Genomic DNA, 25784 nt, shown 5'->3' with positions numbered 1-25784 from the left:
GCAGGCCGGTTCGGACCCGAACCACCGGGGGTGGCGGTTCAGCGCGTCCCGACCGCGGCCCGGACGGCCCGGCGGGCGAGCGCGGCGTCGTCGTAGAGCCGGCGGATCATGATCCGCTGCTCCTCGCCAGCGCCCGGCACGTCGTACAGCCGGATTTCCCGCATCAGTACCAGCACCAGGTTCACCAGGAACGCGTCCCGGGCCAGCGTGCCGCCGCTCTGGGCGAGTTGGCTGATCTGACGGCGCGCCGCGGTGTCCCCGGAGAGCACGCTCCACAGCACCGCCAGGTCGTAGCCGGGCAGGTACCAGCCGGCCTGCTCCCAGTCGACCAGCACCGGGCCGGACGGCGCCAGCAGCATGTTGCTGAGCAGGGCGTCGCCGTGGCAGAGCTGCAGCGGGGTGTGGCCGAGGCCGTGCAGCAGGCCGCGCAGGTCGCCGGCGTCCCGGTCGGTGAGCTGGCCCACCGAGTGGTAGCGGGCGATCTCCCACTGGTAGTCCAGGCGCGGCTGGAACACGTCGGTCGGCGGCCGCCACAGGTTCAGTGTCCGGACGGCGGTGAGCAGCGCCCGCACCTCGCCCGGGGTGGGCGCGTTGACCGGGTGGCGCTCCCGGGCGGCCGGGCGGCCGGGGATCCGCTCCATGACCAGTACGCAGCGGTCGTGGTCGGCCGCGACCAGCCGGGGCAGCCGCACCGGCGGGCGGTGCCGGACGAACGCCCGGTAGACCGCGACCTCGTGGTGGAAGTCGGCCACCAGCTGATCGAAGTACTCACTCCGCACCGCCTGCGGCGCCAGGCACTTGGCGACCACCGGGGCCCGCCCGATGGTGCCCGCCACCAGGATGTGGCGGCTGCCCTCGCGCAGGACCTGGCGCGGGGTGAACGCGGGACATATCCGCGCGATGCTCGCCAGCGCCGCCCGTACCGACGGGGTCTGCAGCGCCGACGGGTCGATCCGCTCCGCTCCGCCGGGCTGGCCGGGGCGTCGGGCGCGCAGCACCTGGCCGTCGGCCTGGCGGGCGAGCGGGAGCCGGCTGCCGACCGGCGGGGCGGCCTCGGGGCCGCGCAGCCCCAGTGCGGTACGGCCGGTGGGGCCCAGCGCCGTACGGCCGGCCGGGACGACCCGGGTGTCGGCGGCCCGGCCCTCGACGCCGCGCGGAGCCACCGGCCGGCTCGCCGGGGGCGCCTGCTTGGGGCCGGGCCGGCCGGCGGCTGCGGTGGGGGGGCGCAGCGCGGTGCGGGTCGCGGTCGGCGTGGGGGTCGTCGCTGAGGAGTACATGGGCTGAGGGTGGTCCCTTCCGGTCCGTCGGCGGGTGCGGCCCCGCGGGGGCGGGGAGGGCTGGTGCCGTGTGCTTCCTGGCGTGACGGCGGCCCTGCGGGTGGTGCGGTACGGCGTTGGGTGGTGCGCCCCCGCGGGGCGGGGGAGTACGCCGTCGCGGTACGGCGGGTGGTGCGCGAGCGCCGGGCACGGACGCGGGGTCAGGAACCCCTGTTCGGCTGTGCTCCGGCCGTCCGCACCCTGGGGAATGCGGTCGGCCGGACTTGCCGTGGCCGTGCCCGGCGCTCCCGCGCCACCCGGCCGCGCCACCCCCTCGGGTGAGGACCGGGAGCGTCCCGTGACACCGTCGGGGGACTGCCCCGACGCTGGTGGGACGCCGACCGACCCGGGGGGCGAGGTGGCGCACCCCTACAACACACCCCTCGGGCACTGGCTTAGTAGTCTGGCGGGCCCTGGCGAACGGTGGCGAATGCTCGCCTGGCACTTGCCGGAGCCTCTAGCCTCGAAGGAGCCGAGGAACCTGGGGGCTTCATTGAGCAGGGGACCCAACACCCGACTCGCCGATCTGTTCGTCCTGACCGGATGGTCCAAGGGCGAGCTCGCGCGGCTGGTCAATCGTCGCGGTGCCGCGATGGGGCAGATGCAACTGTCCACCGACACCTCGAGGGTACGACGTTGGATCGAGCAGGGGGAGATCCCGCGCGATCCGGTGCCGAGGGTGCTGGCTGCCGTGTTCACGGAGCGGCTCGGCCGTGTCGTCACCACTGAGGACCTCGGTCTGGAACGACACCGGCCCACCAGGTCCGGAGCGGAGCCGTCCGCAGCAGTGCCGTGGTCGCCGGATCGAACAGCCGTGGTCCTCACCGAGTTCACGGGAATGGACCTCATGCTGAACCGACGTGGATTGGTGGGCGCCGGAGCCGCGCTCACGGCCGGGGCGGTCATCGCCGACTCGCTGAAGGGATGGCTGGGCGGGGACGCGGTCGCGTACGCGGCCGCCGTCCCCGGGCCGCGCCAGGTGATCACCGGGAGCGCGGCGCGCCCGGTGGTGGACGTGTACGACGCGGGCCCGGTCGGGCTCGATGAGGTGGAGTCGCTGGAACACTCGGTGCAGGTGTTCCGGGCCTGGGACGCGGCCCGCGGGGGCGGGCTGCAGCGCAAGGCGGTGGTCGGTCAACTCAACGAGGTCGGCGGTCTGTTGACGCACCGGCACCCGCCCGCCGTGGAGCAGCGGCTGTGGCTGGTCGCGGCCAACCTCGCGGTGCTGGCGGGTTGGATGTCGCACGACGTGGGCCTGGAGCCCACCGCCCAGCGGTACTTCGTGATCGCGGCCGAGGCGGCCATGGAGTCCGGCGACCGGCCGCGGGCCGGCGAGGCGATCAGCCGCGCCGCGCGGCAGATGGTCCACCTGGGCCGGGCCGACGACGCGCTCGACCTGATGTCGGCGGCGAAGGCGGCCGGTGGCACGGTGGTGCCCAGAACGCGCGCCATGCTGAACACCGTCGAGGCCTGGGCGCACGCCTCGATCGGGCACTCCCAGGACACCTACCGGCTGCTCGGCGAGGCCGAGGACCTGTTCGCCGAGGAGTCGCCGGAGCCGCCGCCGTCCTGGATGCAGGTGTTCGACGAAGCCGAACTGCGCGGCATGCAGGCCCTGGTGCTGCGCACGCTGGCCGAGCACGACCCGGCGGCGGCCCCCAGGGCCCGCAAGCGGGCGGAGCAGGTGATCACCCTGCGGGAGGGCACCGGGCAGCTGCGCTCGGCGTTGTTCGACCGGATCACCCTGGCCTCGGTGCACCTGATCACGGGCGAGCCGGACGCGGCCGAGCTGCAGGCCAAGATGGTGATGAACCTGATCGGCCAGAACTCCTCGCACCGGACCTGGGACCGGCTGCGCGAGATGTACCGGCTGACCGCGGCGTACCGGGGGCTGCCGGCGGTGGACGAGCTGCGGGCCGAGCTGGGCCGGGAGCTGCGGGCGGCGGACGCCAAGAACCGGCCGCGGCTGACCTGAGGGGCGGGCTGACGTGCTGGGCTGACGTCCGGGGCCGGGATGCGCGGTCCCGGGTGCGCCGGGGCGCCGCGGCTCAGTCCGGCGGTGCCGGGCGGAGCAGCATGCGCAGCGCGGTGACGGTGCCGTCCGCGCCGAGGACGGGTTCGCCCGCGCACTCGACGCTGTCGTGCCGTCCGCCGGGCCGGCGGATCCGCAGGGTGCCTGCGGCGACGCGGCCGTGCACCAGGGCGTCGGTCATCATCCGGCGCAGCAGCGGCCGGTCCGCCTCGGGGAGGCGGTCGGGCAGCCGGTCGAGGCTGAGCGGGCCGCGGCCCGGGTCGCAACCGAGGAGGAGGTAGGTCTCCGCGTTCCAGCGGATGCCGTCGGTCTGCAGGTCCCATTCGGCGGAGCCGAGGAGGCTGTCGTCGTTGCTGCCGCCGCCGAGGTAGGGGCCGGACGGCTCCTGTGCCGTGCCGTCCACTCTGCCGTCCGTTCCGCTGCCGGCTTCGCCGCCGGTGCCGTCGTCATGCGTTCCGCCGCCGGCGTGGCCCGGTCGGCCCGCCGTGCCCGTCGCACCCGCGCCTGCCGTGTCCGAGGTGCTTGCACCGGAGGCCTTCGAGCCGGAGCCGTTCGCGCCCGCCGGGGCGCCGTCCACCGTGGCGGTGCCCGGCGGGCGGGCGGCGCCTGAAGGCATGTTCATGGCGGGTCCATCGTTCGGTTCGGCCCGCTTTGTGCGGGTCGTTCGGGTTGTGAGAAGACTGTCGCACAGCGTCCTGACCCCCGTGGGCGATTTGGACAGATCGCAGGCAAAATTCCCCTGGCATATGCCACTGTGGCAGCAGGCTCCGTCGCCCTGTGTGCGGAAGGTGGCCCGAGGCGGTAACCTTCGGTGATTCCGGCGCCCGGGCGCCCACCGCAGTACCGACCAGAGACCCCGGCGACGGAAATCCCGTTGCCACTACGACCGCCGCAACGGATGCTGACCTCATGTTCGAGCCAGTGATAGCACCCAGTGCCAGCCTCCTAGGCCTCCTGCAGCGAGGCCGTGGTGACGGGCAGCTCCATGCGCTGGCCGCCGACCGTGCCGAGGCCATCGCCGCGCTGGAGGAGTGCGTCACCAGGGATCCGCGAGCCGACTGGCAGGTCGAGAGCCGCTCCCTCTACTACGCCCGTCTCTACATGGAGCTGGAGGCTCCCCTCGACGGCATCGAGGACCACCTCCACTCCGCCGAGGACCTCGTCACCGACGACGAGAGCCGTACCGGCCTCGCCCTCTCCGTCCTGGGCCACCTCGCCGCGTACGGCCGGCGCGACGCGCTGCTGATGCTGCGCGAGTACGCCGCCACGGGCGCCAACTGGGCCTGGGCCCTCGACGAACTCGCCCTGCGCGACGACGACCGGGGCCTGCTGCTGCTCGGTACCGCCGTGCTGGACCACTTCCCGCCGGGCCCCGAGGGCGACGCCGAACTGCGTGAGTTCATCCGCAACGCGTACGAGCCCCGGCCCTGGCGGCTGTGGGCGGCCTACCACCCGAGAGTGGCGGCGGCCAGTGAGCAGTCACCCTTCGACCTCTGGCAGCGGCAGATCAACCGCAGCGGCGTCACCCCGGGCTGGTCCACCGCCGACGTGCTGGCCTGGGCCGACCAGGGCGACCTGGGCGGCGTCGGCGTCGGCGCCTTCCTCGACCGGCCCGACGCCCGCCCGGAGCCCGCGCGCGACACCGAATCCCCGGGCAACGGCCCCGACGCGGTGGACCGCCGCGCCGCCGCGGCCGCCCGCTGCCTGACCGCCGTCGTCCGCCCCGAGGACCGTCCGGCGCTGCTGGAGGCCGCCCGCGACGGCCTGCCCGGCGCCCGCCGCGCGGCCCTGCGCTACCTGGTCGACCAACGGGACCCGGCCGCGGTCGAGCTGATCGAGACCGCCGCCGCCGACGTCGACGACCGGATCGTCCGGGCCGCCCTGGAACTGCTCGGCCGGATGCGCGGTCCCGAGGTGCTGGCGCAGGCCCGCCGCTGGGCCGACCCGGCCAGCGGGGGCGCGGACAGCGCGCTCGGCGAGGCCGCCGTCCAGTTGCTCGCCGACGCCGGGGGGCCGCAGGACGGGCCGCTGGTGGTCGCCGGGCTGCGCCGCTGGATCTCCGTGCGCGGGGTCGGCGGTACCGGGCTGGGGTCGTTGGTGGACGGTGCGGGGCGGCTGGCCGCCGCCGACGCCGTCCCGGTCCTGCGCCACATCTACGGTGAGGCCGCCTCCTCCGAGCTGCGCGGACGTGCCGCCCGGGCGCTCGCCGCCACCGACGTGCACTTTCCCGAGGGGCCGGCCGTCGAGTGCCTCTGGGACTGCGAGGAGTCGACGCGTGAGCTCGCCGCGCGCCACGTCGCCACCACGGGCGACGCGCGTGTGCTGGAGCGGTTGCGCAGGCTCGCCGCCGACCCGGCCGAGGAGGCCGAGGTCCACGCCGCCGTCCGCGGCCGACTGACCGCCGCCCGGGAGCCGCGCTAGGTCCTCGCCGTTCAGCGGGCCGGGACACCGACACGGTGTCCCGGCCCACTGCTTTCCGGAGCCGGCGCCTTCGGGGAGCGGTTCTGAAACGTGGTTCTACTTCTCAGCTCTGCTTCCGCGCTCCACTTCGCCGCTCCACTTCGCCGCTCCACTTCGCCGCTCCACTCCGCCGCTCTACTTCACCGCGCCCGCGTCCGGGGTCAGGACGCCGCCGGCCACCAGTCCGATGATCAGGATGCCGAGCAGCACCCGGTAGACGACGAACGGCAGGAAGCTGTGGCTCGAGATGTACTTGAGGAACCAGGCGATCGCCGCGTAGCCGACCGCGAAGGCGATCAGGGTGGCCAGGATGGTCGGCCCCCAGGCGGGTGCCGGGCCCTCGCCGATCTTGAACAGTTCCAGCGCCCCCGAGGCGAGCACCGCCGGGATGGCCAGCAGGAACGAGTAGCGGGCCGCCGCCTCCCGGCTGTAGCCGAGCAGCAGGCCCGCGCTGATCGTGCCGCCGGATCGGGAGACGCCCGGGATCAGCGCCAGCGCCTGGGCGAAGCCGTAGATGCCCGCGTGCGGCAGCGTGAGGTCGGTGATCGGACGGGCGTTGCGGACGGCGCGGGTGCGGTCGGCGAAGGCCAGGACCAGGCCGAAGACGATCAGTGTGGTGCCGATGATCCGCAGGTCGCGCAGATGGGTCTCGATGGTGTCCTGGAACAGCTTGCCGAGGATGCCGATCGGCAGGGTGCCGATGATCACGAACCAGCCCATCCGGGCGTCCGGATCCGAGCGCAGCGCCGGGCGGACCAGTGACCGCGCCCAGGTCTTCACGATCGAGGCGATGTCCCGGCGGAAGTAGATCAGCACCGCCGTCTCGGTGCCGAGCTGGGTCACCGCCGTGAAGGCCGCGCCCGGATCGTCCCAGCCCAGCAGCGCGGAGAAGACCCGCAGGTGGGCGCTGGAGGAGACCGGCAGGAACTCGGTGAGCCCCTGGATCAGACCGAGAACGGCCCCGTGGAACCAGTTGATCACCGGGCACCCGCCGCGGATATCCGTCGGGTGGGGGGCGGGGGCGGCAGGGGTGGCAGGGGCGGCATGGGCGGGTCCTTGCGGGTCGGAACGGGCGTGCGGACGACCGCGACCCGCCCGGCCCGCAGGCCGCGCGCGGGCCCGGCGCGCGGCCGATGGTACGGGGTGAAAGTGACAGTTCTTGGTTCACCCTTTGTTCGGCCTTTGCGAACGGACCCCTTTCCGGCCGCGGGCGGTCAGTCCACGGGCCGGACCCGGACCCAGGTGCGGTCCTCCGTCAGGTAGCGCTCGACCGTCAGGCCGGCCTCGGCCAGGGCTTGTTCGAACGCCTCGGTGCTGAGTGGCCGGGACAGGAAGGTCTGCGTCCAGGTGCCGTCCGGGAACTCGTACTCGCAGCGGACGGAGTTCACGCCGTCGCCGACCGGTGTGGCGGAGACGAGCCGGGACCACGCGTCGGGGCCGATCGCGGTCTCGCGCGGCACGTTCAGGTGCCAGTCCTCGCCCTCGCGCTGCACCAGCACGCAGCCGTCCTCGGCGACGTGGCGACGGCAGGTCTCCAGCAGTCTCTGACGGACCGTCACATCACCGGCGTGCACCAGGAAGGAGGCGAGCACGACGACGTCGAAGCGCTCGCCGAGGTCCAGCTTCTCGATCGGGCTGCGCACCGTGCGGACGTCCTCGCGGACCCGGGCCAGCATCTCGGCGGACTCGTCCACGGCCGTCACGGTGAAGCCGCGGTCGGCCAGTGGGTGCGTCATCCGGCCGACGCCGCAGCCCAGTTCGAGGATGCTCGCGCCGGGCGGCACCGCCGCCTCGATCACGTCCGGGGCGTTGCCCGCGGGGAGTCGGCTCCACACCTCGACGGCGCAGCCGTCCGGGGTGATCGCGCCCGCGCCCGTTCCGTCATAGCCCTTGCGTCGGTCGTCGGTCATGTCCTTCATCCGAGCACGGATGGGCGCGGGGTGGGAAGGGGGCGCCGTCAAGGGCTTGCAAGGTACCCCAGGGGGGTATAGCTTCGATCATCGACGGAGCGAGGGAAGCGGCGCCGAACGGGCGTCGGAGCAAGCGGAGGACGACATGGCACACCCCGCACAGCACGAGCACCACGGCCACCAGGAGCACCCCGGGCAGCACGGTCATGACCACCAGGTGCACGCCGGGCAGGAAGGCCAGGGGCGCCACGGGTATGACCATCGGGGGTCCGACGAGCACGGCCACCACCACGCCCACGGCGGCGGAACGAGCTGGCGGATGGCCGCGCAGGCGACCCTGCACTGCCTCACCGGCTGCGCCATCGGCGAGATCCTCGGCATGGTGTTCGGCACCGCCTTCGGCCTGCACAACGGTGCGACCGTGGTGCTCTCGATCCTCCTGGCCTTCGTCTTCGGCTACGCGCTGACCATGCGCGGCGTGCTGAAGGCCGGTCTGGACGTCGGTGCCGCCGTGAAGGTCGCGCTGGCCGCCGACACCGTGTCGATCCTGGTGATGGAGCTGATCGACAACACCGTGATGGTCACCGTCCCCGGGGCGATGGACGCCGGCCTCGGTGACCTGCTGTTCTGGGTGGCACTGGCGGGCTCGCTGGCCCTGGCCTTCGGGCTGACCGTTCCGGTCAACAAGTGGATGATCGGCCGGGGGCGCGGCCATGCCGTGGTCCACGCCCACCACCAGCACTGAATCCCGTACCCGCCGACGCCGATCGTGCTCCGGGATGCCGGAGACCCTTGCCCGTGGCCCGCACCGACCCTTCGACGGTCGGTGCGGGCCACAGTGCGTTCCGGCGCGCCCGCTACTGCTCGCCGCCCTCCAGCTCGGCCAACGTGGCGTGCAGCCAGCCGAGTTCGGCCTCGGTGGTGGCGCGGGCGATCAGCAGCTGGCCGCGCCGGAAGGGGTCGGCGAACTCCTCGGCGCCCATCGGGCGGTCGCCGTCGTAGTAGAAGCTCGCCGGCTCGGAGAGGAAGGCCAGCCGGCGGCGGAGCACGGCGGCCTGGGCGGCGGGGTCCTCGAGGTGGCGCAGGAAGGCGAGCAGCGTGAACCAGCGGTTCTCGTCGCTGATGTCCAGTGGCTCGGGCTCGCGCAGCTGGTCGAGCAGTGCGGCGCGGCCGGCCTCGGTGAGGTGCAGGGTGTGCCGGGGCGCGGCGGCGCTGCCGGGTTCGGTCCGGCGGACCAGCAGTCCGGCGGCCTCCAGGCGCTTGATCGCGGGGTAGAGCGTGCCGTCGCTGATCGGCTGGACGTGCCCGGAGAGCGCGGAGAGGTGGCGGCGCAGCTCGTAGCCGTGCAGCGGCCGCCCGTACAGGAACCCGAGGATCGCGAGCTTGAACATGGGGACACCCTCTCACGCCCATCCCTCGATCCATGGGTATATCGACTGCGGGATACCTCGATCGCGAGGTATGGTTTCGGCGTTCCCCCGGTGCTCCCGGCTGTTCCCCGCTGTTCCCGGGGTGCTCCCGGCGGTTCCCGGGTGCTTCCCCTGGCAGAGGAGTCCTCGCGATGCGCCACGCCCCCGTCACCCCGAACGGCGACCTGATCCGCTGGGTCGAACTGCCCGGCGCCGAGCCGGCCCGGCTCTACCTGCACGGCCTGGGTGCCACCTCGTCGGTCTACTTCGCGGCGGCCGCCGCCCACCCGCTGCTCGCCGGACGCCGCTCGCTCCTGATGGACCTGCTCGGCTTCGGCATCAGCGACCGTCCGGCGGACTTCGGGTACACGTTGGAGGACCACGCCGACGCGGTTGCGGCGGCGGTGCGAGCGGCCGGGCTGAGCCGGGTCGAGGTGGTCGGCCACAGCATGGGCGGCGCGATCGCGATCGTCCTCGCCCACCGGCACCCCGGGCTGGTCTCCCGACTCGTCCTGGTGGACGCCAACCTGGACCCGGTCGCCCCCGACCGGCAGCGGCCCGGCAGCAGTGGCATCGCGGGCTACACCGAGGCGGAGTTCCTGGCCGGCGGCCGGGAGGAAGTCGCCGAGCGGGTCGGGCCGTTCTGGTGGTCCACGATGCGGCTGGCCGGCCCGGAAGCGCTCTACCGCAGCGCCCGCCACCTGGCCCAGGCGACGGTCCCGGCCATGCGCGAGCTGCTGCTCGGCCTCGACCTCCCGCGGACCTTCCTCCACCCGGCGGCGGACGGCGAGTTGGCGGGCTCGGACGGGCTCCGCGCGGCGGGCGTGCGGGTGGTCGCCGTCCCGGACTGCGGGCACAACATCATGCTCGACAACCCGGACGGCTTCGCGGCCGCCGCGGCGGAGGCATTCGGCCTGGGGTGAGCGGGACCGCCCGGGCCGGACCGACCGGGATCGCTTGGGTTGAACGGGACCGCTTAGGTTGAACGGGACCGCCCGAGAGGAGCCCGCCCGATGCCCGTCGATGTCCCGCCCGACCTGGCCGCGTCCCTGGAGGCGTTCCTCGGCGCGGAGGGCCGCGCCTGGGCGGCCCGACTGCCCGCCCTGGCGGGCGAGTTGCTCGACCGCTGGGAGCTGCGCCCGGACGGGCCGCCCGCGCACGGCGTCGTCGGCCTGGTGCTGCCCGTGTTGCGCGCCGACGGGACGCCCGCCGTGCTCAAACTGCAGCCCGTGGACGAGGAAACGGCGGGCGAACCCCTCGCCCTGGACGTCTGGGACGGGTGCGGCGCCGTCCGACTGCTGGACCACGAACCCCTCTCGGGCTCCATGCTGTTGGAGCGCCTGGACCCGGCGCGTTCGCTCCTCGCCCTGCCCGACGACCTCGAGGGAGTGCGGGTGATCGCCGATCTGCTGGGCCAGCTGACACGGCATCAAGCTCCCTGCAGCCTCAGGACTTTGGCGGAAGCGTCGACAGAACTGCTGTCGCGGTCCCCGGCGGCCGTCGCCACTCTCGGCCACCCGGACGAGCGCAGCCTGCTCGCCGACTGCACGGCAGCCCTCCGCGAGGTGCGCGCCGAGCCCGGCGACCGGCTGCTCCACTGGGACCTGCACTACGGCAACGTCCTCGCCCCGCTCCCGGGGAGCGGCCGCGGCCCCTGGCTGGCCATCGACCCCAAGCCGCTCGCCGGACACCCCGGGTTCGAACTGCTCCCGGCGCTGCGCAACCGCTGGGAGGACCTGGTGGCCACCGGGGACCTCACCCGGGCGCTGCTGCGGCGCTTCGACCTCCTGACGGAGACCCTGGAGCTGGACCGCGAGATCGCGACGGCCTGGACGCTCGCCCGGGTGCTGCAGAACGCGGCCTGGGCCGCCGAGGAGGGCGAGACCGTACTGGACCCGGCCCAACGGGCCATCGCCGAACTGCTGTTGGGGCGTTGAAGAGCGCTGTCAACGCTCCTGTGGCGGCGCGAACCGCAGCGGCGCGAATCGCACCGGGGTCCCCGGCCGGGCCTGCGCGGCGGCCGCGAGATCGGCGGTCGGGACGACGCCGATCACCGGGTATCCGCCGGTGGTCGGATGGTCGGCCAGGAAGACCACCGGCTGCCCGTCCGGCGGGATCTGCACCGCACCCAGCACCATGCCCTCGCTGGGCAGTTCGCCGTCCCGGGCCCGGGTGACCGCCGGGCCCTCGGTGCGCAGCCCGACCCGGTTGCTCGTCGAGGAGACCCGGTAGTCGTCGCGGCCCAGCCGGGCCACCGCGTCCGCCGTGAACCAGTCCGCGCGCGGGCCGAGCCGCAGCCGCAGCACCAGTTCGGCCGGGGGAGCGGGCAGCGGCACCAGCTCGGGCCGGGCCCGGTACGGCGGCGGAGTGCCGACCGGCAGCCGGTCGTCGGTGGCCAGTGGGGCCGGCCCGAGGCCGGAGAGCAGGTCCGCCGAGCGGCTGCCGAGCACCGGGGGGACGGCGATCCCGCCGGCCACCGCCAGGTAGCCGCGCACCCTGTCCGTCGCCGGGCCCACCTCGACCACGGACCCGTCCGGCACCACGACCGGCGCGGCCCACGCCGCCGCCCGGCCGTCCACCCGTACCGGCGCGGGCGCACCGGTGACCGCGACCAGCACCGTCCCGACAGCCCGCAGCGCGACCCCGCCGAGCGTGGTTTCCAGCCCGGCGGCCCCCGGCTCGTTGCCCACCAGTCGGTTCGCCGCCCGCAGCGCCGGCTCGTCCAGCGCCCCGGCCCTGGGCACCCCGAGGTGCGCGACCCCGCGCCGCCCCAGGTCCTGAACCGTGGTCAGCGGCCCGGGCCGCACCACCACCAGTTCGCTCATCGCCGCTGCCTCCTGACGCCCTGCCGACCGCCTGCCCGTCTGCTTGCCTTGCCGACCGCTTGCCCTGCCGACCGCCTGCCCCGCCGACCGGCCCTATTTGCTGAAGTCGCCCAGGTTGACCAGGCTCACCCGGTTGTCCCAGGCGTCCCACCGCGCGCACTTCCGCGGGGCCGAGTAGTGGTGCCAGTAGGCCATGGGCCCGCCGCCGGGCTCGTCGTCGGTGTCGACCCGGTCGGGTGTGCCGAACGCGGTGCGGAACTCCTCGTACGAGGTCAGCGCGGCGAAGTGCGCCAGGTGCGGGCCGTAGACCGCGAAGCCGACGACCGTCCCGGAGCGGATCCGGTAGGTGAGCGTGTCCGCGGCGTACAGGAAGCCCTGGGAGCGGACGGCGTCGTCGACGACCTCGTCCAGGGTCAGCCGCCGCCCGTTGCCGTCCTCGTACGCGGACTCCATGTCGGTCCCGCTCGTGCGGCGGGCGACGACGGGCGCGGTCGCGTCGACGATCCGCCGGCGCGGGACGTCGGAGGCCGGGGCTCCGAACGCCACACCGCCCAAGGTCAGGGTGGTCGGGTCGAGGTGGCGCCAGGTCAGCAGATCAAGGTTGTCGAGGAGCTCGATCATCCTCGAAGTCTAGTGAGCGCACTGCGCGGAGGGCCGGGTCGGGCCCCGCGCCACTCATGCCCGCTGCGCCGTGAACCGGACCCGGACGCCCGGGGCCAGCAGGGCCGGGGGCTCCCGGTCGGTGTCCCAGAGGGGGAGCGCCGTACGGCCGATGAGCTGCCAGCCGCCGGGGGAGGGGTGCGGGTACACGCCGGTGTACGGGCCGGCCAGGGCGACCGAGCCGGCCGGGACGGAGCTGCGCGGGGTGGCCCGGCGCGGGACCTCGTACCGCGTGGACAGGCCGGTGAGGTAGCCGAAGCCGGGGGCGAAGCCGCAGAAGGCGACCACGTACTCGGGCTCGGTGTGGATCCGGACGGCCGCCTCCTCGGACACCTCCCACAGGGTGGCGACCTCGGCCAGGTCGGCGCCGTCGTACACGGTCGGGACCTCCAGCAGCGGTCCGCGTGCCGTCTCGGCCGCCGTCGGACGGACGGTGCGGAGCAGCCGGGCCACCGCGTCGACGTCCGCGACGCCGTCCAGCAGCACCGTGCGGGCGGCCGGTACCAGCTCCTCGACCTCGCCGAGCGCGCCCGCGTCCCGCTGTTCGCGGAGCCATCCGTACAGCGCCGTGACCTCGGCCGTCCCGGGCAGCTCGACCAGCAGCGCCCGCTCGCCGACCCGCTGTACCGAGCCGGCCCGCTGTACGGAGCCGGCCGGTCGCACCGAGCCGACCCGCTGTGCGGAACCGACCGGCCGCACCGGGCCGCCCGGCGGTGGCTCGGCGCCGGCCGTCACGTGAACGCCTCCACCCGGACCCCGGCCGAGGCCAGGGCGCCGCGCACCCGCCAGGCGAGCTGGGCGGCGCCGGGGGTGTCGCCGTGGACACAGAGCGAGCGGGCCTCGACGGTGATCCGATCGCCGCCGACGGCCTCCACCGCGCCGTCCCGGGCGATGCCGACCGCGCGGGTGATCACCGCTTCGGGGTCGTGCACCACGGCGCCGGGTTCGCGGCGTGGGACGAGGGTGCCGGAGCGGGTGTACGCCCGGTCGGCGAAGGCCTCGGCGACCACCGGCAGTCCGACGCCCTCGGCGACCTCGAGCAACCGGGAGTCGGGCAGGCCGAGGACGGGCAGCGGCCCGTCGCAGACCGCGCCGGCCCGCAGGACGCCGGCCACGACGGCCTCGGCCTGCTCGGAGTCGGCAACCACCCGGTTGTAGAGGGCGCCGTGCGGTTTGACGTAGGAGACCTTCGAGCCGGCGGCGCGGGCGAAGACCTGGAGGGCGCCGATCTGGTACGCGATCTCGTCGGCGAGTTCCTCCGGGGGGACGTCCATCGCGCGGCGGCCGAAGCCGGCCAGGTCGCGGTAGGAGACCTGGGCGCCGATCCGGACGCCGCGCTCGGCGGCCAGTGCGCAGACCCGGCGCATCGTCGAGGGGTCGCCGGCGTGGAAGCCGCAGGCGACGTTGGCGCTGGTCACCACGGACAGCAGCGCCTCGTCGTCGGTCAGCGTCCAGCGTCCGAACCCCTCGCCGAGGTCCGCATTGAGATCGATCACCGCATCGGCCACGCCCGTCCGCCTCCCAGCAGCTCTTGAGCCAGATGGTAGGGCCTGTGGGTGAAGGCCGTTGTCCGTGACCCCGGGCCCTGCCGGGCCTGCGGCATGCGACCGGGCCCGCACGCCCCGGGGCGGCGCCATGCGGGGCGTGCGGGCCGTCTCGGCTCAGCGCGCGGGCACCGGTTCCGGGAAGGAACGTTCCAGCGGGCGCAGGGCCCGCAGCACGATCAGCAGGGGGATGACACCGAAGACGCCGAACGACATGTCGATGAACCGCCACACCAGCGGGATGCCCCGCAGCGGCCCGCAGATCAGGGCCAGCGGGATGACGGCCCCGCAGGCGAGCGCGGCCCAGCGGATCACCCAGATGTTGCGGACCGGATCCTTGAGCGGCCCCCAGAAGGCGGCGCCGATCACCAGGTGGGCGAAGGCCAGCCAGTCGGTGCCGTAGGCCAGGAAGGGGTAGCGCTCGTTGGTCTCGGCGATGCCCGTGTGGACCCGCTCGAACCAGGCCGTCACGGCGGGGAAGTGGTCGGTCAGCGGGGCGGCCGGGCCGGTCGCGAACTCGGCCAGCAGGCGGGTCTCGGTCTCCAGCGGGAAGGCGGTCAGGCCGCTGAGCACCAGGCAGACCAGGAAGAACCACAGCCAGCGCCGGACCTTGCGAAGGGTGACCGCGGGGTCGCCGTCCATGTCGTGCACCTCCATGCCGAAGGGCAGGCGGGGCCTTGTCCCGACTGCGCGGAACCGACTCTAGACCTTCCTTTTGAACGCGTTCAACTTGCCCCTTCGGGGTAGCCGAACGCAGGCCCGGAAGCGCGTCGGGTCCGCAAGCGCGTCCGCGCCAGGAAACGCGTCAAGTCCGAAAACGCGTCAAGTCCGGAAACGCGTCCGCGCCAGGAAACGCGTCGGTGCCCGGGCGCCGAGGCACCCGGGCACCGACAGTGAGCGCTACGCGGTGTAGGTGTACGTGACCGGCGCGCTGGTCCCGCCCGCCGTCGTCACGGTGAGGCCGACCGCGCCGGAGTGCGAGGCCGCCGGCGCGTACGCCGTGCAGAACTTCGGGCCGCAGGAGACGTGGTCGGCGGGCACCCCGCCGAACCGCACCGACCCGTACGTCAGGTCGGTGCCCGCGATGGAGACCTGGGTGCCGCCGGCGACCGGTCCGCTGGTCGGGTACAGGTAGGTGACCACCGGCGCGGGCGGCGCCGGCGGCGCGGCGCCGGTGTAGTCGAAGGTGGCGGGGGCGGCGGCCGTGCCGCCGGGCGTCACCACGCTGACCGGGGCGCTGCCCGAGCCTCCTGGCGTGGTCGCCGTGCACGCGGTGTCGGTGCAGTTCCCGGCCGCGGGGACGCCGCCGACCAGCACCATGCCGTGGGTGAGGTTGCTGCCGCTGACCGTCACCGCGGTGCCGCCCGTACCCGGGCCGGTGGTGGTGTCGAGGCCGGTGACGGCGGGCGCGGGCGGGGTGGCCGGCGTCGGCGTGCTGCCGTTCAGTGCCGCGAGGGCCACGTGGCCGGTCGGGTCGGTGTCGTTCGGGTTGCCGACCGTCGCGACGATCTGGCCGTCCGGCTGCTGGTTGGGGTTGCCGTAGAGCTTCATCTTCATGAACTCGTAGTGGCCGGGCCGCCGGGTGCCGACCAGGACGGCGTCCAGGTGGCGGCCGTCGGGGGAGACGGTCTCGGTGAAGGTGTAGTCGTACGGGGTGGAGTAGAACATCGCGCCGTCGGTGGTGAGGCCCGGGGGCAGGTCGACGGTGATGTGGGTCGGCCCGGTGAGGTCGGCCGTCCCGGCGGACGTCCAGCCGATCGAGAACTGGCCCGGCCCGGGCGGTGTGGTGCTCGGGAGGTAGCCGTTCAGGGATACGGTCACGTGCTGCGCGGAGGTCGATGCCGTGGCGGCCGGCGCGGCCGAGGCGGCGCCGGTGGTGAGGACGACACCGGTGGTGAGGGTGGTCACGGACAGCGCGGCGGCGAGGCCCGCCTTGGCCAGTCGGCTGATCATAGGTCGATCATCACCGAACCATTGCGCCGCCCTCACGGCTTTCTCGAATATCGGTTCGAGAATGGCGGAATACCGTCGAAACCGCGTTCTGAAAACGTCCCCCGGACGGCTCCCCACCTGCCGCTCCGTCCGTCCGCAAGGTCCGTTTCGGTCGATGTCGGTGCGAACCTCTAATCTTGTCCCCCGTGACCGCCATCGCAGACCCGCCCACCGAGCCCGGCCTCCGACCGTCCGCCGGCCCGGCCGTCGCGCGCCCCGCGCCCGGCCCCGCCGCCGACGAGGGACTGGCCCGCCGGCTCAAGGCGCTGGCCTGCACCGCCCCGCTGCACGACCTGGACAACCGCAAGGTCAACCTGGCCGGCGAGTACGGCGGCTACGCGATGGCCGAGGTCGGCCTCGCCGCGATCGACCTGGTCACCCTGAACATGGACTTCGACACCGGAGCCGACCGCGACATAGTCCTCGCCCGCCTGCTGCCCCGGGTCGCCGCCCAGGCCGCCGGCCGCCCCGCCGCCGAGCACGAGCGGGTCGCCCGCTGGGTGCTGGAGTCGCTGATCAACGTCGGCAGCGTGGACCGCGGCTTCCGCGCCGTCTACGGCACCTTCGGCGCGGACGGCGCGTACGTGCGCCGCGACTACGACTTCAAGCTCATCGAGGAGGTCCCCGGCCCCGACGGCGGCGTCTACCTGCGCACCACCGACGAGGCGGTCAACGTCCTGGTCGGCGCGCTCGACACCGACGTCACCTCGGCCCAGATCGCCGCCGAGGTCAAGCTGGAGGTGCTGATCCGCCGCGGCCGCCTGGCCGACGCCCAGCTCGCCGCCGAGCAGGCCCGCTACCGCACCGTCCAGTACGCCGAGACGCTGCGCCGCGCCCTCGACGCCACCCGCCGCAACGTCCGGGCCGTCGACTGGATGCGCGCCGTCCCGGACCTCATCGAGGAGGCACTGGACCACATCGCCGACCGCTACCGGCACGAGAACGCGATTCTCACCAACATCCGCAAGGCCCGCGACGAAGCCGAGCCGAACACTCCCGAAGGGGCCGAGCACAAGCGCCGCGCCGCCGAGCTGCTCGACATCGTCAAGGACTGCATCCGCCGCCACACGAAGCTGCAGACCCGCCTGCTGGAGGCCGGCCCGCTGTTCCGCGCCGAGCAGGACCGGCAGGCCTTCGCCACCCCCGGCGCCCGCAGCGGCATCGACCTGTACGGGCAACTGCTCGCCCCCGTGCTCCGGCTGCCGATAGAGCAGGCCGTCCGCCCCACCGGCGCCTTCTTCGCCCGCGGCGCCGGCCTGCGCACCCCGGCCTCGGTCCGGGTCACCGACCTGGTCGACCTGCTGCTCACCCCACCGGTCGAGCGCGAGCACCTCGGCGCCGAGCTGCCCGACCCGGACCTGGTCGCCACCCCCGACGACAGCCGGTTCTCCGAGGCCCAGCTGGAGGCCGCGCTGGTCCTGCTCGACCTGCCCCCGGACGCCCCCCGCCGGCTCTCCGGCCTGCTCGCCGACGCCCGCAAGCAGGACCCGGAGCTGCCGTACCTGGTCGCCCTGCTCGCCGTGCACGCCGCCAGCCCGCCGGTCGGCACCGCCTACCGCCAGGGCGAGGAGCGGCTGCTGTTCGCCGTGGACGACGGCACCCCGCTGCGCGACCTCGAGTTCGGCGGCGCCGACCTGATCGTCGGCAGCGCCCTGCTCGACGCGGTCGGCATGGCCGCCGACCGCAAGGACGCCGGCTGACCGGCCGTGCCGCACCACCAGAACACCCGTAACCGCGCCACCCCCGAGGAGCACCGCCCGTGACGACCCACCACGACACGTCCTGGGCGACCGAGACCGAACCGGCCGCCCCCGCGCCGATCACCCCGGCCGACGTCGCCGACGCCGCCCGGCTGGTCTCCTTCGGCCTCCAGGCCAAGCTGCTGCCCGCCCGGGACGTCGAGTACGCCGAGCTCGTGCGCCGCCACCGCGAGGACCCGCCGTTCGCCCGGCTCGCCGACGCCATCGCCACCGGCATGGGCCTGGTCGTCCTGGAGGTCTCGCCACGCGCCGGCATGGCCGTGGCCGCCGCCGAGGACTCGCTGTTCGCCGTCCGGATGGGCGACTACTCGCGCCGCGCCGCCTCCGAGTCCACCGACCGCTTCCTGCACGGCCTGGCCCACCTGGCCGTCGCCGCGATGGCCTTCCCCCGCCCCGAGGACCTCGCCGACGACACCTACCTCGGCCGGATCACCGTCAACGGCGTCGACTCCTTCGTCCGCCAGGCCTGTCGCCGCCTGGAGGAGCAGGCCGACGCCGAGGGCGCCAACACCGACCCGCAGTCCGACGCCCCCGGCCTGGAGGCCGCCTGGCGGGTCTGGGCCCGGCGCACCGCCACCGGCGCCACCAAGGACGCCCGCCGGCTCTCCGGCTCCACCATCGGCATCGTCGCCAAGGCCGTGCTGTTCCTGGTCGACTCCGGCTTCCTGCAGAAGGTCTCCGACGACTCCGGCGGCACCTACCGCACCACCGCCCGCTACCAGCTCCAGGTCCGCGACCTGGCCGGCAGCGCGGCCATGGCCGAACTGATCGACCTGGGCGTCGTCCCGGTCTCCGACGGCACCGCCAGCCTGCTGCCGCCGGACACCTCCGACGAACTGGTCGCCGACGCCGGCCTGCCGTTCCACTCGCTCTGATCGCTCTGACAACCCCATAGACGCACGGAGAACCGCCGCACATGTACGAGCTCAACCGGGTCCGCCTCTACTCGATCGGACCGGCCGGCGCCCGCTACGCCGACACGGTGCTCGACCTGCGCGGCGTCGGCGAGCCCGTCGCCGACCCGGCCCCGCAGCAGATCGGTCTGTTCGGCGAGGAGACCGACGGCCCGGTCCGCCGCCCCGCCCCGGCCGGCGTGCTCTTCCTGGAGAACGGCGGCGGCAAGTCCGTCCTGCTCAAGCTGATCTTCTCGGTCATGCTCCCCGGCCACCGCAACACCCTCGGCGGCGCCAGCTCCGGCGTGCTGCGCAAGTTCCTGCTCGCCGACGACTGCGGCCACGTCGCCCTGGAGTGGCAGCACACCGTCACCGGCGAGCTGATCGTGGTCGGCAAGGTCAGCGAGTGGCGCGGCCGCCAGGTCTCCTCCGACCCGCGCAAGTTCGCCGAGACCTGGTACTCCTTCCGCCCGGGCCCCGGCCTCACCCTCGACTCCCTGCCGGTCGCCGAGCGGCTCAGCCTGGCCGGCGACCAGAAGGCCCGCGGCCGCCGCCGCACCATGAAGGGCTTCCGCGACGCCCTCACCGAGGCCGGCAAGGGACACCCCCACCTCGACCTGGTCTTCGAGGACGGCCACGACCGCTGGACCGAGCACCTCGGCGAACTCGGCCTCGACCCCGAACTCTTCCGCTACCAGCGCGAGATGAACGCCGACGAAGGCGAGGCGGCCGGCCTCTTCGCGGTCAAGCACGACAGCGACTTCACCGACCTCCTGCTGCGCGCCGTCACCGACACCCGGGACACCGACGGCCTCGCCGACCTCGTCCACGGCTTCGCCGCCAAACTCGGCCGCCGTGCCGAACTCACCGCCGAACGCGACTTCACCGCCGGCTCCCTGGACCTGCTCGAGCGCATCGCCGAATCCACCACCGCCCGCGAGACCGTCCGCGAGGCCCACCGCACCGCCGAGCGCCGCACCCGCCGCCTCGCCCACGCCCTCGCCTCCCGGGCCACCGCCGAACGCGACCGTGCCCAGGACCTCGCCATCGAGGTCGCCGCCGCCGCGAGCGCCGTCACCGCCGCCGAGTCCGACCGCACCCGGCACACCCTCATCACCGACGAACTCACCTACCGGCACGCCACCCTGAGCCTCGCCGCGGCCACCGCCGAAGCCGCCGCACTGCGCCGCGAGCTGATCGACGCCCGCACCCTGCACGCCGCCTGGCAGGCCGCCGAGGTGGTGCTGCGCCAGCGCGCCGCCGCCGACCGGGTCACCCGGGTCGCCGCCGCCATCCGCGAGGCCGAGCTGGACGCCGCCCCCGCGCTCGCCGCCCGCGCCCGCGCCGCGACCGCCCTCGCCCGCGCCCTGGAGACCGCCGCCGCGGCCGCCGAGACCCGCGCCGACACCGAGGAACAGCGCGCCGGCGAACTCCAGGCGGACGGCGCCAAGGCACAGTCCGACGCCACCGAGGCCGCCACCGCCGCGCAGAAGGCCCGCAGCGAGGCCGAGCACCTGCGCCAGCGCCTCACCGAGGTCGAGCAGGAGACCGAAGCCGCCGTCGAGGCCGGCTTCATCGACGCCGACGGCGACGTGGACCCGGCCCGCGCCGCCCTGCACGCCGCCGACGTCGAGAAGGCCGCCGCCGCCGCCCTCGCCCAGGCCCGTACGGCCGCCGAGGCCTGCGCTGCCCGGCTGCGCGAGGCCGCCGCCGCCACCTCGCGCGCCGAACTCGCAGCCGAACGCGCCGGCGACGCCCGCAAGGCCGCCGCCCAGGCCCTGGCCGGCGAACAGCGCACCGCGGCCCTGCTCGCCACCGAGCAGCGCCTCGCCGACCTGCTCTCCCTCACCCCGTACCAAGAGGGCGGCGAGGAGGACGCCGGCTTCCTCACCCCCGCCGTCCTCGACCGCAACGCCGAGTACCTGCGCGAACTCCTCGACGAGGGCATCGCCACCGCCGAACGCACCCTGTTCGACCTGCGGACGGCCGCCGCCGACGACTCCCGCATCCTCGCCGCCCTCGGCGACGGCGGCCTGCTGCCGCCCGGCCCGGACGTCCTCGCCACCGTCGAGTACCTCGCCGAGCACGGCATCCCGGCCCTGCCCGGCTGGCGCTACCTCGCCCAGTCGGTCGACCCGGCCGACCACGACGCGATCCTCGCCGCCCGCCCCGAACTGGTCGACGGCGTCGTCGTCACCGACCCCTCCTCGCTGGAGCGCGCCCGCGAGGCCCTCCAGTCCGCCGCCCTGCTCCCGCGCTCCACCGTGGCCGTCGGCGCCGCCGCCTCGCTGATCGCCCCGATCACCGACGAGCCCGCCTTCTTCCTCGTGCCGCCGAACCCGGCCATGCACGACGAGTCCGCCGCCGACGGCGAGCGCCGCGACCTGCGCGCCCGGGCGAGCGCCCGCGAGGAACACATCCGCGAACTCGCCGCCCGCCTCGGCGCCGACCGCGCCCTAGCCGCCCGCCTCGCCTCCTGGCACGCCAGCTGCCCGCCCGGCACCCTCGCCGAGCTCGCCGCCGCCGCCGAGACCGCCCGCGAACACGCCGAGCAGGCCGCCGCCGCCCTGGCCACCCTGCGCGCCGACCACGACGAGGCCGAGACCGACCACGCCACCGCCGTCTCCGCCCACGAGGAACACCGCGAGACCGCCCAGCGCGCCCGCCGCCGCGCCGACGCCCTCTCCGGCCTCGCCTTCCGCCTGCGCGAGCGCGCCAACTGGGCCCGCCGCCAGCGCGAACTCGCCGAGGACGCCGCCGAGTGCGACCGCCGCCAGACGCTGTGCGCCGAACGCGCCCGCACCTGCGACGAGGACCGCCGCGCCGCCCAGCGCGCCGCCGACGACGCCCGCCGTACGACCCGCGCACTGCGCGCCGAACGCGCCGAGATCCCCGCCGCCGAGCAGACCGACGAGCCCGCCGCCACCGCCCCCGCCGCGCTGCCCGCCCTGCGCGAGGCCTACCGCGCCGCCTCCCAGCTCTACGAGAAGGTCGGCGTCGGCGCCGACCTGCGCGCCGAACAGGCCCGCGCCGAAGGCGACGAGGCCGCCGCCGCGACCGAACTCGACCGCCTCACCAACAAGGTGCGCACCCGCGCCGAAGAACTCCTCGGCAGCCCCGACGGAGCCGACGGCCCGGCCCGCCAGGCCGCCGCCGCCCGCGCCGAGGAACTGGTCGCCACCATCGAGGCCCGCTCCGCCGCCGCCAGCGAACACCTCGGCCGCCTGCGCGGCGACGCCGAGCGCTCCGCCCCCACCGACGGCGAAGCGCACACCGAGCTGCCCGAGGACCTCGTCCCCACCGACCCGGAGCACGCCCAGGCCCTGCTGCGCACCGCCACCAGCCGCCTCGCCGAACGCCGCGAGGCCCTCGACGCCGCCCGCACCGCCCACGCCGACCTGCAGCGCACCTTCGACACCGCCCAGTCCGCAGCCGCCGACTTCGACGAACTGGCCGGCCAACTGCGCGACGGCCTGCGCGACCACCAGGAGGACCCGGACGACCCGATCGAGCCGTACCTCGGCTCCCTCGCCGAGGCCCGCACCGGTGCCACCGAGGCCCGCCGGGCCCTGCGCACCGCCGCCGGCGAACTGTCCAGCGCCGAACTCGCCGTCCGCGACACCGCCGACGCCCTCGTCCGGCACGCCAACGCCGCCCGCTACGAGGCCGTCCGCACCCCAGCCCGCCAGCAGATCCGCGAACTGCCCGCCTCCGCGCTGCCCGAGCACGCCGCCGCCTGGGCCGCCGCCTTCGCACCGCGACTGCGCGTGCTCACCGACGAACTCGCCCAGCTGGAGAAGAACCGCGGCTCGATCGTGGACCGCCTGCGCGGCCTGGTCGAGTCCTCGCTCACCACCCTGCGCGCCGCCCAGCGACTCTCCCGGCTGCCCGAAGGCCTGGGGGAGTGGTCCGGCCAGGAGTTCCTCCGGATCCGCTTCGAGGACCCGGACCACGCCACCCTGGTCGAACGCCTCGGCGAGGTCATCGACGAAGCTACCCGCGCCGCCGTCAAGAAGAACAGCGACCTGCGTCGCGACGGCATGTCCCTGCTGCTGCGCGGCGTCGCCGCCGCGATCGGCCCCAAGGGCGTCAGCGTCGAGATCCTCAAGCCCGACGCGGTGCTGCGCGCCGAGCGGGTCGGCGTCGGCCAGATGTCCGACGTCTTCTCCGGCGGCCAGCTGCTCACCGCCGCCATCGCGCTCTACTGCACGATGGCCGCGCTGCGCGCCAACGACCGCGGCCAGTCCCAACTGCGGCACGCCGGCACGCTGTTCCTCGACAACCCGATCGGCCGCGCCAACGCCACCTACCTGCTGGAGCTCCAGCGCGCCGTCGCCGACGCGCTCGGCGTCCAGCTCATCTACACCACCGGCCTGTTCGACACCACCGCGCTCGCCGAGTTCCCGCTGGTGATCCGCCTGCGCAACGACGCCGACCTGCGGGCCGGCCTCAAGTACATCTCGGTCGAGGAGCACCTGCGCCCCGGCCTGCCCGCCGCCCCGGACCCGGACGGCCCGACCATCCACGGCGAGATCACGGCCACCCGGATGTTCAAGCGCCCCGCGGAGGTTCCCGCCCAGCCGTGAGCGGACGTCCCTGCGCGGCCGTGAACGCGGGTCCCGCGCGGCTGTGAAGGGAGTTCCCACGCAGCCGTGAACTGACTAGCGTGATCGGCATGCTGACGATCGCGCACCTCAGTGACATCCACCTCGGCCAGGTCCACCGCCGGGACGGCGGCAAGCGCGCCCGGCGGCGGACCGAGCAGGTGATGGCGTACCTCGACGCCCTGCCCGGCCCGCTGGACGGGGTGCTGGTCACCGGCGACCTCGCCGACCACGGCCTGGCCGAGGAGTACCGGCAGGTGGCCAAGGCGCTCACCTCCCGGCACCCGGTGCTCACTTGCCCCGGCAACCACGACTCCCGGGTGCCGTACCGGGAGGTGCTGCTCGGCGAGCCGGCCGGGGAGGGGCCGATCAACCGTCTGCACCAGCTGCCCGGCGCCGACGTGCTGATGCTCGACTCGTCCATACCCGGAAAGGACGACGGCCTGCTCGACGAGGAGACGCTGGACTGGCTGGACACCCGGCTCGCCGCCGGGCGCACCGAGCTGCCCGCCCTGGTGGCCTTCCACCACCCGCCGGTCGAGCTGCACCTGCCGATGGTCGACGGGATCCGCCAGTTCGGCGAGGCGGACCTCGCCGCGGTGCTGCGCCGCCACCCCCGGGTGGCCGCCCTGCTCTGCGGTCACTCCCACACCCCCGCCGCGACCACCTTCGCGGGCCTGCCGCTGCTGGTCGCGCCCGGCGTGGTCTCCACCGTCACCCTGCCCTGCGAGGGCGGGCGCGGCATCTCCTTCGACCACCCGCCGATGCTCGCCTTCCACGTCCTGGACGGGGACGCCCGGATCACCACCCACTACCGGGTCGTCCCGGTCGACTAGCCCGCCCGCCGGCCTTCCTTCAACCGGCGCAGGACCGCCATGAGTTCGGCGGGCGGGGCGATGGCGAAGGAACGCTCCGCCCCGTCGAACGCGGTCGGCTCGGTGATCGCGCTGACGCTCGGCCCCGGTGTCACGGCGGCGTGGTCGACACCCGCGGCTGGTGCGGCGGGTGCTGCGGCCACGGGTAGAGCGGCTGATCCGGCTGCTGATCCGGCTCTTGGTACACCGACTGGTACGACTGTTGGTACGGCTGTTGGTACGCCTGTTGGTGCACTGACGAGCCGGGCCGGGGGAACGGCCGGGCCGCCAGCGGTTCGGAGGGCGCCCGGCCGCCCGCCATCGGGTGGGTGGAGACCGGCGCCCGCATCCGCTGCGCGGCGACCTGGCGGGAGATCAGGATCTCCAGCAGGCACCACATGGTGCCGAACACCCCGAGCCCCATGGCCATCAGTGCGGGCGTCAGCATCGAACTGCCCGCGTACGAGGACAGCGTCGCGACGACCACACCCACCAGGGTGAAGGCCAGGGAGAGCACGGCCCGGACTGCGGCGGCGCGCACTTCGTCGGGAAGGCGGCGACGGCGGCGTGGCACGGACATCGGGCGACCCCCAGGCGCGGATTCGGCGCCGGACACGGAACAACTGGTTACGGAACAACTGGTTACGGAACGGGCGCACACGAAACGCGACCCCAGGCTCACTCTGCCCCGCCGAACCAGGACTATGCGTCCGAATCCACCGAACAGCCACCAAACCGTGTCATCCGGGCAGAGGTCACCGGGAGGTCAGCCCAACTGCTGGTTGAGCTCCTCCAGGGCGCCCGTGACGATCGTCCGCATCGCCTGCTCGGCCTCGTCGGCGTGCCCCGAGCAGATCGCGTCGGCGACCTCGCGGTGCAACCGGATCGCGTACGGCTCCGGCTGATGGGGCATCAGATGGTACTCGGTCCGCCCGGTGAGCACCGCCCCCACGGTGTCCCCGAGGTGGGCGAACATCTCGTTGCCGGAGGCGCGCAGCACCAGGGCGTGGAAGGCGATGTCGTGGCCGAGGAAGGTGGTCAGGTCGGCCTCGCGCGCGGAGACCGTCAACTCGACGGCCAGTGAGCTCAGTTCGCGTCGGTCGTCATCGGTGGCGTGGACCGCGGCGAGCGCCGCCGCGGCCGGCTCGACGGCCATCCGCAGCGAGCCGAGGGAGCGCAGCTGGGCGGGCCGGTCGGCCCCGGCGAGGCGCCAGCGGATCACCATCGGGTCGAAGACGTCCCAGAGCGATTTCGGCAGCACGGTGATCCCGACCCGTCGCCGGGATGCCACCATGCGCATCCCCTCGAGGATCCGCACCGCCTCCCGGACCACCGTCCGGGACACCCCGAACCGTTCTTCCAGGTCCTCCCCGCGCAGGACCGCGCCCTCGGGGATCTCCCCGGACGCGATCGTCGGCCCGAGCTCGTCAAGCAGCCGCCCGGGCAGCCCCTGGATCTCCATCCGCCCAGGGTAGACGTCCGGCCCGTGAGCGTTCGCATCGCCCTGCGATCCAGCCCACACCTC

At 74.5% G+C, this 25784-nt stretch carries 23 protein-coding genes; 9 read left to right on the top strand and 14 right to left on the bottom strand.

Going from position 1 to position 25784, the window contains the following annotated elements; translation table 11 throughout:
* Window positions 1–38: 38 nt before the first annotated feature.
* Window positions 39–1277: an aminoglycoside phosphotransferase family protein gene (locus ACZ51D_RS35710; protein ID WP_360504937.1), complete on the bottom strand. Its 1239-nt coding sequence runs from the start codon at window positions 1275–1277 to the stop codon at window positions 39–41.
* Window positions 1278–1809: 532 nt separating this feature from the next.
* Between ACZ51D_RS35710 and ACZ51D_RS35705 the strand changes: the two genes are divergently transcribed.
* Window positions 1810–3291 carry a DNA-binding protein NsdB gene (locus ACZ51D_RS35705; protein WP_360504935.1) on the top strand — a complete coding sequence of 494 codons (1482 nt, stop codon included), beginning with the start codon at window positions 1810–1812 and terminating at the stop codon, window positions 3289–3291.
* Window positions 3292–3364: 73 nt separating this feature from the next.
* On the opposite strand, the gene ACZ51D_RS35700 is transcribed toward ACZ51D_RS35705, so the two are convergent.
* Window positions 3365–3970: a hypothetical protein gene (locus ACZ51D_RS35700; protein WP_465625450.1), complete on the bottom strand. Its 606-nt coding sequence runs from the start codon at window positions 3968–3970 to the stop codon at window positions 3365–3367.
* Between the two features lie 287 nt (window positions 3971–4257).
* Between ACZ51D_RS35700 and ACZ51D_RS35695 the strand changes: the two genes are divergently transcribed.
* A complete protein-coding gene (locus ACZ51D_RS35695; RefSeq protein WP_465625448.1) occupies window positions 4258–5769 on the top strand; it encodes a HEAT repeat domain-containing protein in 1512 nt (503 codons plus the stop codon).
* Between the two features lie 174 nt (window positions 5770–5943).
* Here ACZ51D_RS35695 and ACZ51D_RS35690 read toward each other — a convergent pair whose 3' ends face one another.
* Window positions 5944–6786: an undecaprenyl-diphosphate phosphatase gene (locus tag ACZ51D_RS35690; protein ID WP_360504992.1), complete on the bottom strand. Its 843-nt coding sequence runs from the start codon at window positions 6784–6786 to the stop codon at window positions 5944–5946.
* Window positions 6787–7022: 236 nt separating this feature from the next.
* On the bottom strand, window positions 7023–7718 hold the full coding sequence (locus ACZ51D_RS35685; protein WP_465664636.1) for a class I SAM-dependent methyltransferase: 696 nt from the start codon (window positions 7716–7718) through the stop codon (window positions 7023–7025).
* 145 nt (window positions 7719–7863) lie between these two features.
* On the opposite strand from ACZ51D_RS35685, the gene ACZ51D_RS35680 reads away from it, so the two are divergent.
* Complete coding sequence (locus tag ACZ51D_RS35680) at window positions 7864–8463, top strand: DUF4396 domain-containing protein (RefSeq protein ID WP_465664635.1); 600 nt, start codon at window positions 7864–7866, stop codon at window positions 8461–8463.
* Between the two features lie 112 nt (window positions 8464–8575).
* On the opposite strand, the gene ACZ51D_RS35675 is transcribed toward ACZ51D_RS35680, so the two are convergent.
* A complete protein-coding gene (locus ACZ51D_RS35675; RefSeq protein WP_360504927.1) occupies window positions 8576–9109 on the bottom strand; it encodes a PadR family transcriptional regulator in 534 nt (177 codons plus the stop codon).
* Between the two features lie 170 nt (window positions 9110–9279).
* On the opposite strand from ACZ51D_RS35675, the gene ACZ51D_RS35670 reads away from it, so the two are divergent.
* Both ACZ51D_RS35670 and ACZ51D_RS35665 read left to right on the top strand, forming a co-directional pair.
* On the top strand, window positions 9280–10050 hold the full coding sequence (locus ACZ51D_RS35670) for an alpha/beta fold hydrolase (protein WP_465664634.1): 771 nt from the start codon (window positions 9280–9282) through the stop codon (window positions 10048–10050).
* 90 nt (window positions 10051–10140) lie between these two features.
* Window positions 10141–11064 (top strand): aminoglycoside phosphotransferase family protein, encoded by a 924-nt coding sequence (locus tag ACZ51D_RS35665; protein WP_465664633.1) that lies wholly within the window; start codon window positions 10141–10143, stop codon window positions 11062–11064.
* A 9-nt stretch (window positions 11065–11073) separates the two neighbouring features.
* Here the strand turns inward: ACZ51D_RS35665 and ACZ51D_RS35660 are convergent, their stop codons facing one another.
* From ACZ51D_RS35660 to ACZ51D_RS35635, 6 genes are all read right to left on the bottom strand, one after another.
* Window positions 11074–11952 (bottom strand): 5-oxoprolinase subunit C family protein, encoded by an 879-nt coding sequence (locus ACZ51D_RS35660; RefSeq protein ID WP_465664632.1) that lies wholly within the window; start codon window positions 11950–11952, stop codon window positions 11074–11076.
* Window positions 11953–12045: 93 nt separating this feature from the next.
* Window positions 12046–12573 carry a hypothetical protein gene (locus ACZ51D_RS35655; protein ID WP_465625434.1) on the bottom strand — a complete coding sequence of 176 codons (528 nt, stop codon included), beginning with the start codon at window positions 12571–12573 and terminating at the stop codon, window positions 12046–12048.
* A 54-nt stretch (window positions 12574–12627) separates the two neighbouring features.
* On the bottom strand, window positions 12628–13275 hold the full coding sequence (pxpB, locus tag ACZ51D_RS35650) for a 5-oxoprolinase subunit PxpB (protein WP_465625487.1): 648 nt from the start codon (window positions 13273–13275) through the stop codon (window positions 12628–12630).
* Between the two features lie 68 nt (window positions 13276–13343).
* A complete protein-coding gene (locus ACZ51D_RS35645; protein ID WP_360504918.1) occupies window positions 13344–14120 on the bottom strand; it encodes a LamB/YcsF family protein in 777 nt (258 codons plus the stop codon).
* Window positions 14121–14273: 153 nt separating this feature from the next.
* The gene (locus ACZ51D_RS35640; RefSeq protein ID WP_360504916.1) at window positions 14274–14798 is read right to left on the bottom strand and encodes a hypothetical protein; all 525 of its coding nucleotides are present in this window, start codon (window positions 14796–14798) and stop codon (window positions 14274–14276) included.
* 258 nt (window positions 14799–15056) lie between these two features.
* On the bottom strand, window positions 15057–16109 hold the full coding sequence (locus tag ACZ51D_RS35635) for an IPT/TIG domain-containing protein (protein WP_465664631.1): 1053 nt from the start codon (window positions 16107–16109) through the stop codon (window positions 15057–15059).
* A 194-nt stretch (window positions 16110–16303) separates the two neighbouring features.
* On the opposite strand from ACZ51D_RS35635, the gene ACZ51D_RS35630 reads away from it, so the two are divergent.
* The 4 genes from ACZ51D_RS35630 (at window position 16304) to ACZ51D_RS35615 (ending at window position 24241) form a co-directional block, all read left to right on the top strand.
* Window positions 16304–17848: a hypothetical protein gene (locus tag ACZ51D_RS35630; RefSeq protein WP_360504988.1), complete on the top strand. Its 1545-nt coding sequence runs from the start codon at window positions 16304–16306 to the stop codon at window positions 17846–17848.
* Window positions 17849–17907: 59 nt separating this feature from the next.
* Entirely contained in the window at window positions 17908–18783 is an 876-nt protein-coding gene (locus tag ACZ51D_RS35625) for a hypothetical protein (RefSeq protein WP_360504912.1), read from the top strand.
* 41 nt (window positions 18784–18824) lie between these two features.
* Window positions 18825–23387, top strand: a complete 4563-nt coding sequence (locus ACZ51D_RS35620; protein WP_465625427.1) for a hypothetical protein — start codon at window positions 18825–18827, stop codon at window positions 23385–23387.
* An 89-nt stretch (window positions 23388–23476) separates the two neighbouring features.
* On the top strand, window positions 23477–24241 hold the full coding sequence (locus tag ACZ51D_RS35615; RefSeq protein WP_465625425.1) for a metallophosphoesterase: 765 nt from the start codon (window positions 23477–23479) through the stop codon (window positions 24239–24241).
* Here the strand turns inward: ACZ51D_RS35615 and ACZ51D_RS35610 are convergent.
* From ACZ51D_RS35610 to ACZ51D_RS35600, 3 genes are all read right to left on the bottom strand, one after another.
* Window positions 24238–24375 carry a hypothetical protein gene (locus tag ACZ51D_RS35610; protein ID WP_465625423.1) on the bottom strand — a complete coding sequence of 46 codons (138 nt, stop codon included), beginning with the start codon at window positions 24373–24375 and terminating at the stop codon, window positions 24238–24240. The two genes, ACZ51D_RS35615 and ACZ51D_RS35610, sit on opposite strands and share 4 nt — an antisense overlap.
* Window positions 24372–24839, bottom strand: a complete 468-nt coding sequence (locus tag ACZ51D_RS35605; protein ID WP_465625421.1) for a hypothetical protein — start codon at window positions 24837–24839, stop codon at window positions 24372–24374. Before ACZ51D_RS35605 ends, ACZ51D_RS35610 begins: the two co-directional genes overlap by 4 nt.
* 186 nt (window positions 24840–25025) lie before the next feature.
* Complete coding sequence (locus ACZ51D_RS35600) at window positions 25026–25721, bottom strand: FadR/GntR family transcriptional regulator (protein ID WP_465625419.1); 696 nt, start codon at window positions 25719–25721, stop codon at window positions 25026–25028.
* Window positions 25722–25784 lie beyond the last annotated feature (63 nt).

The organism is Kitasatospora sp. NPDC033851 (assembly GCF_055576085.1).
The sequence above is the reverse complement of the archived record's forward strand: the minus strand, read 5'-3'. Positions and strand labels throughout refer to the sequence as shown.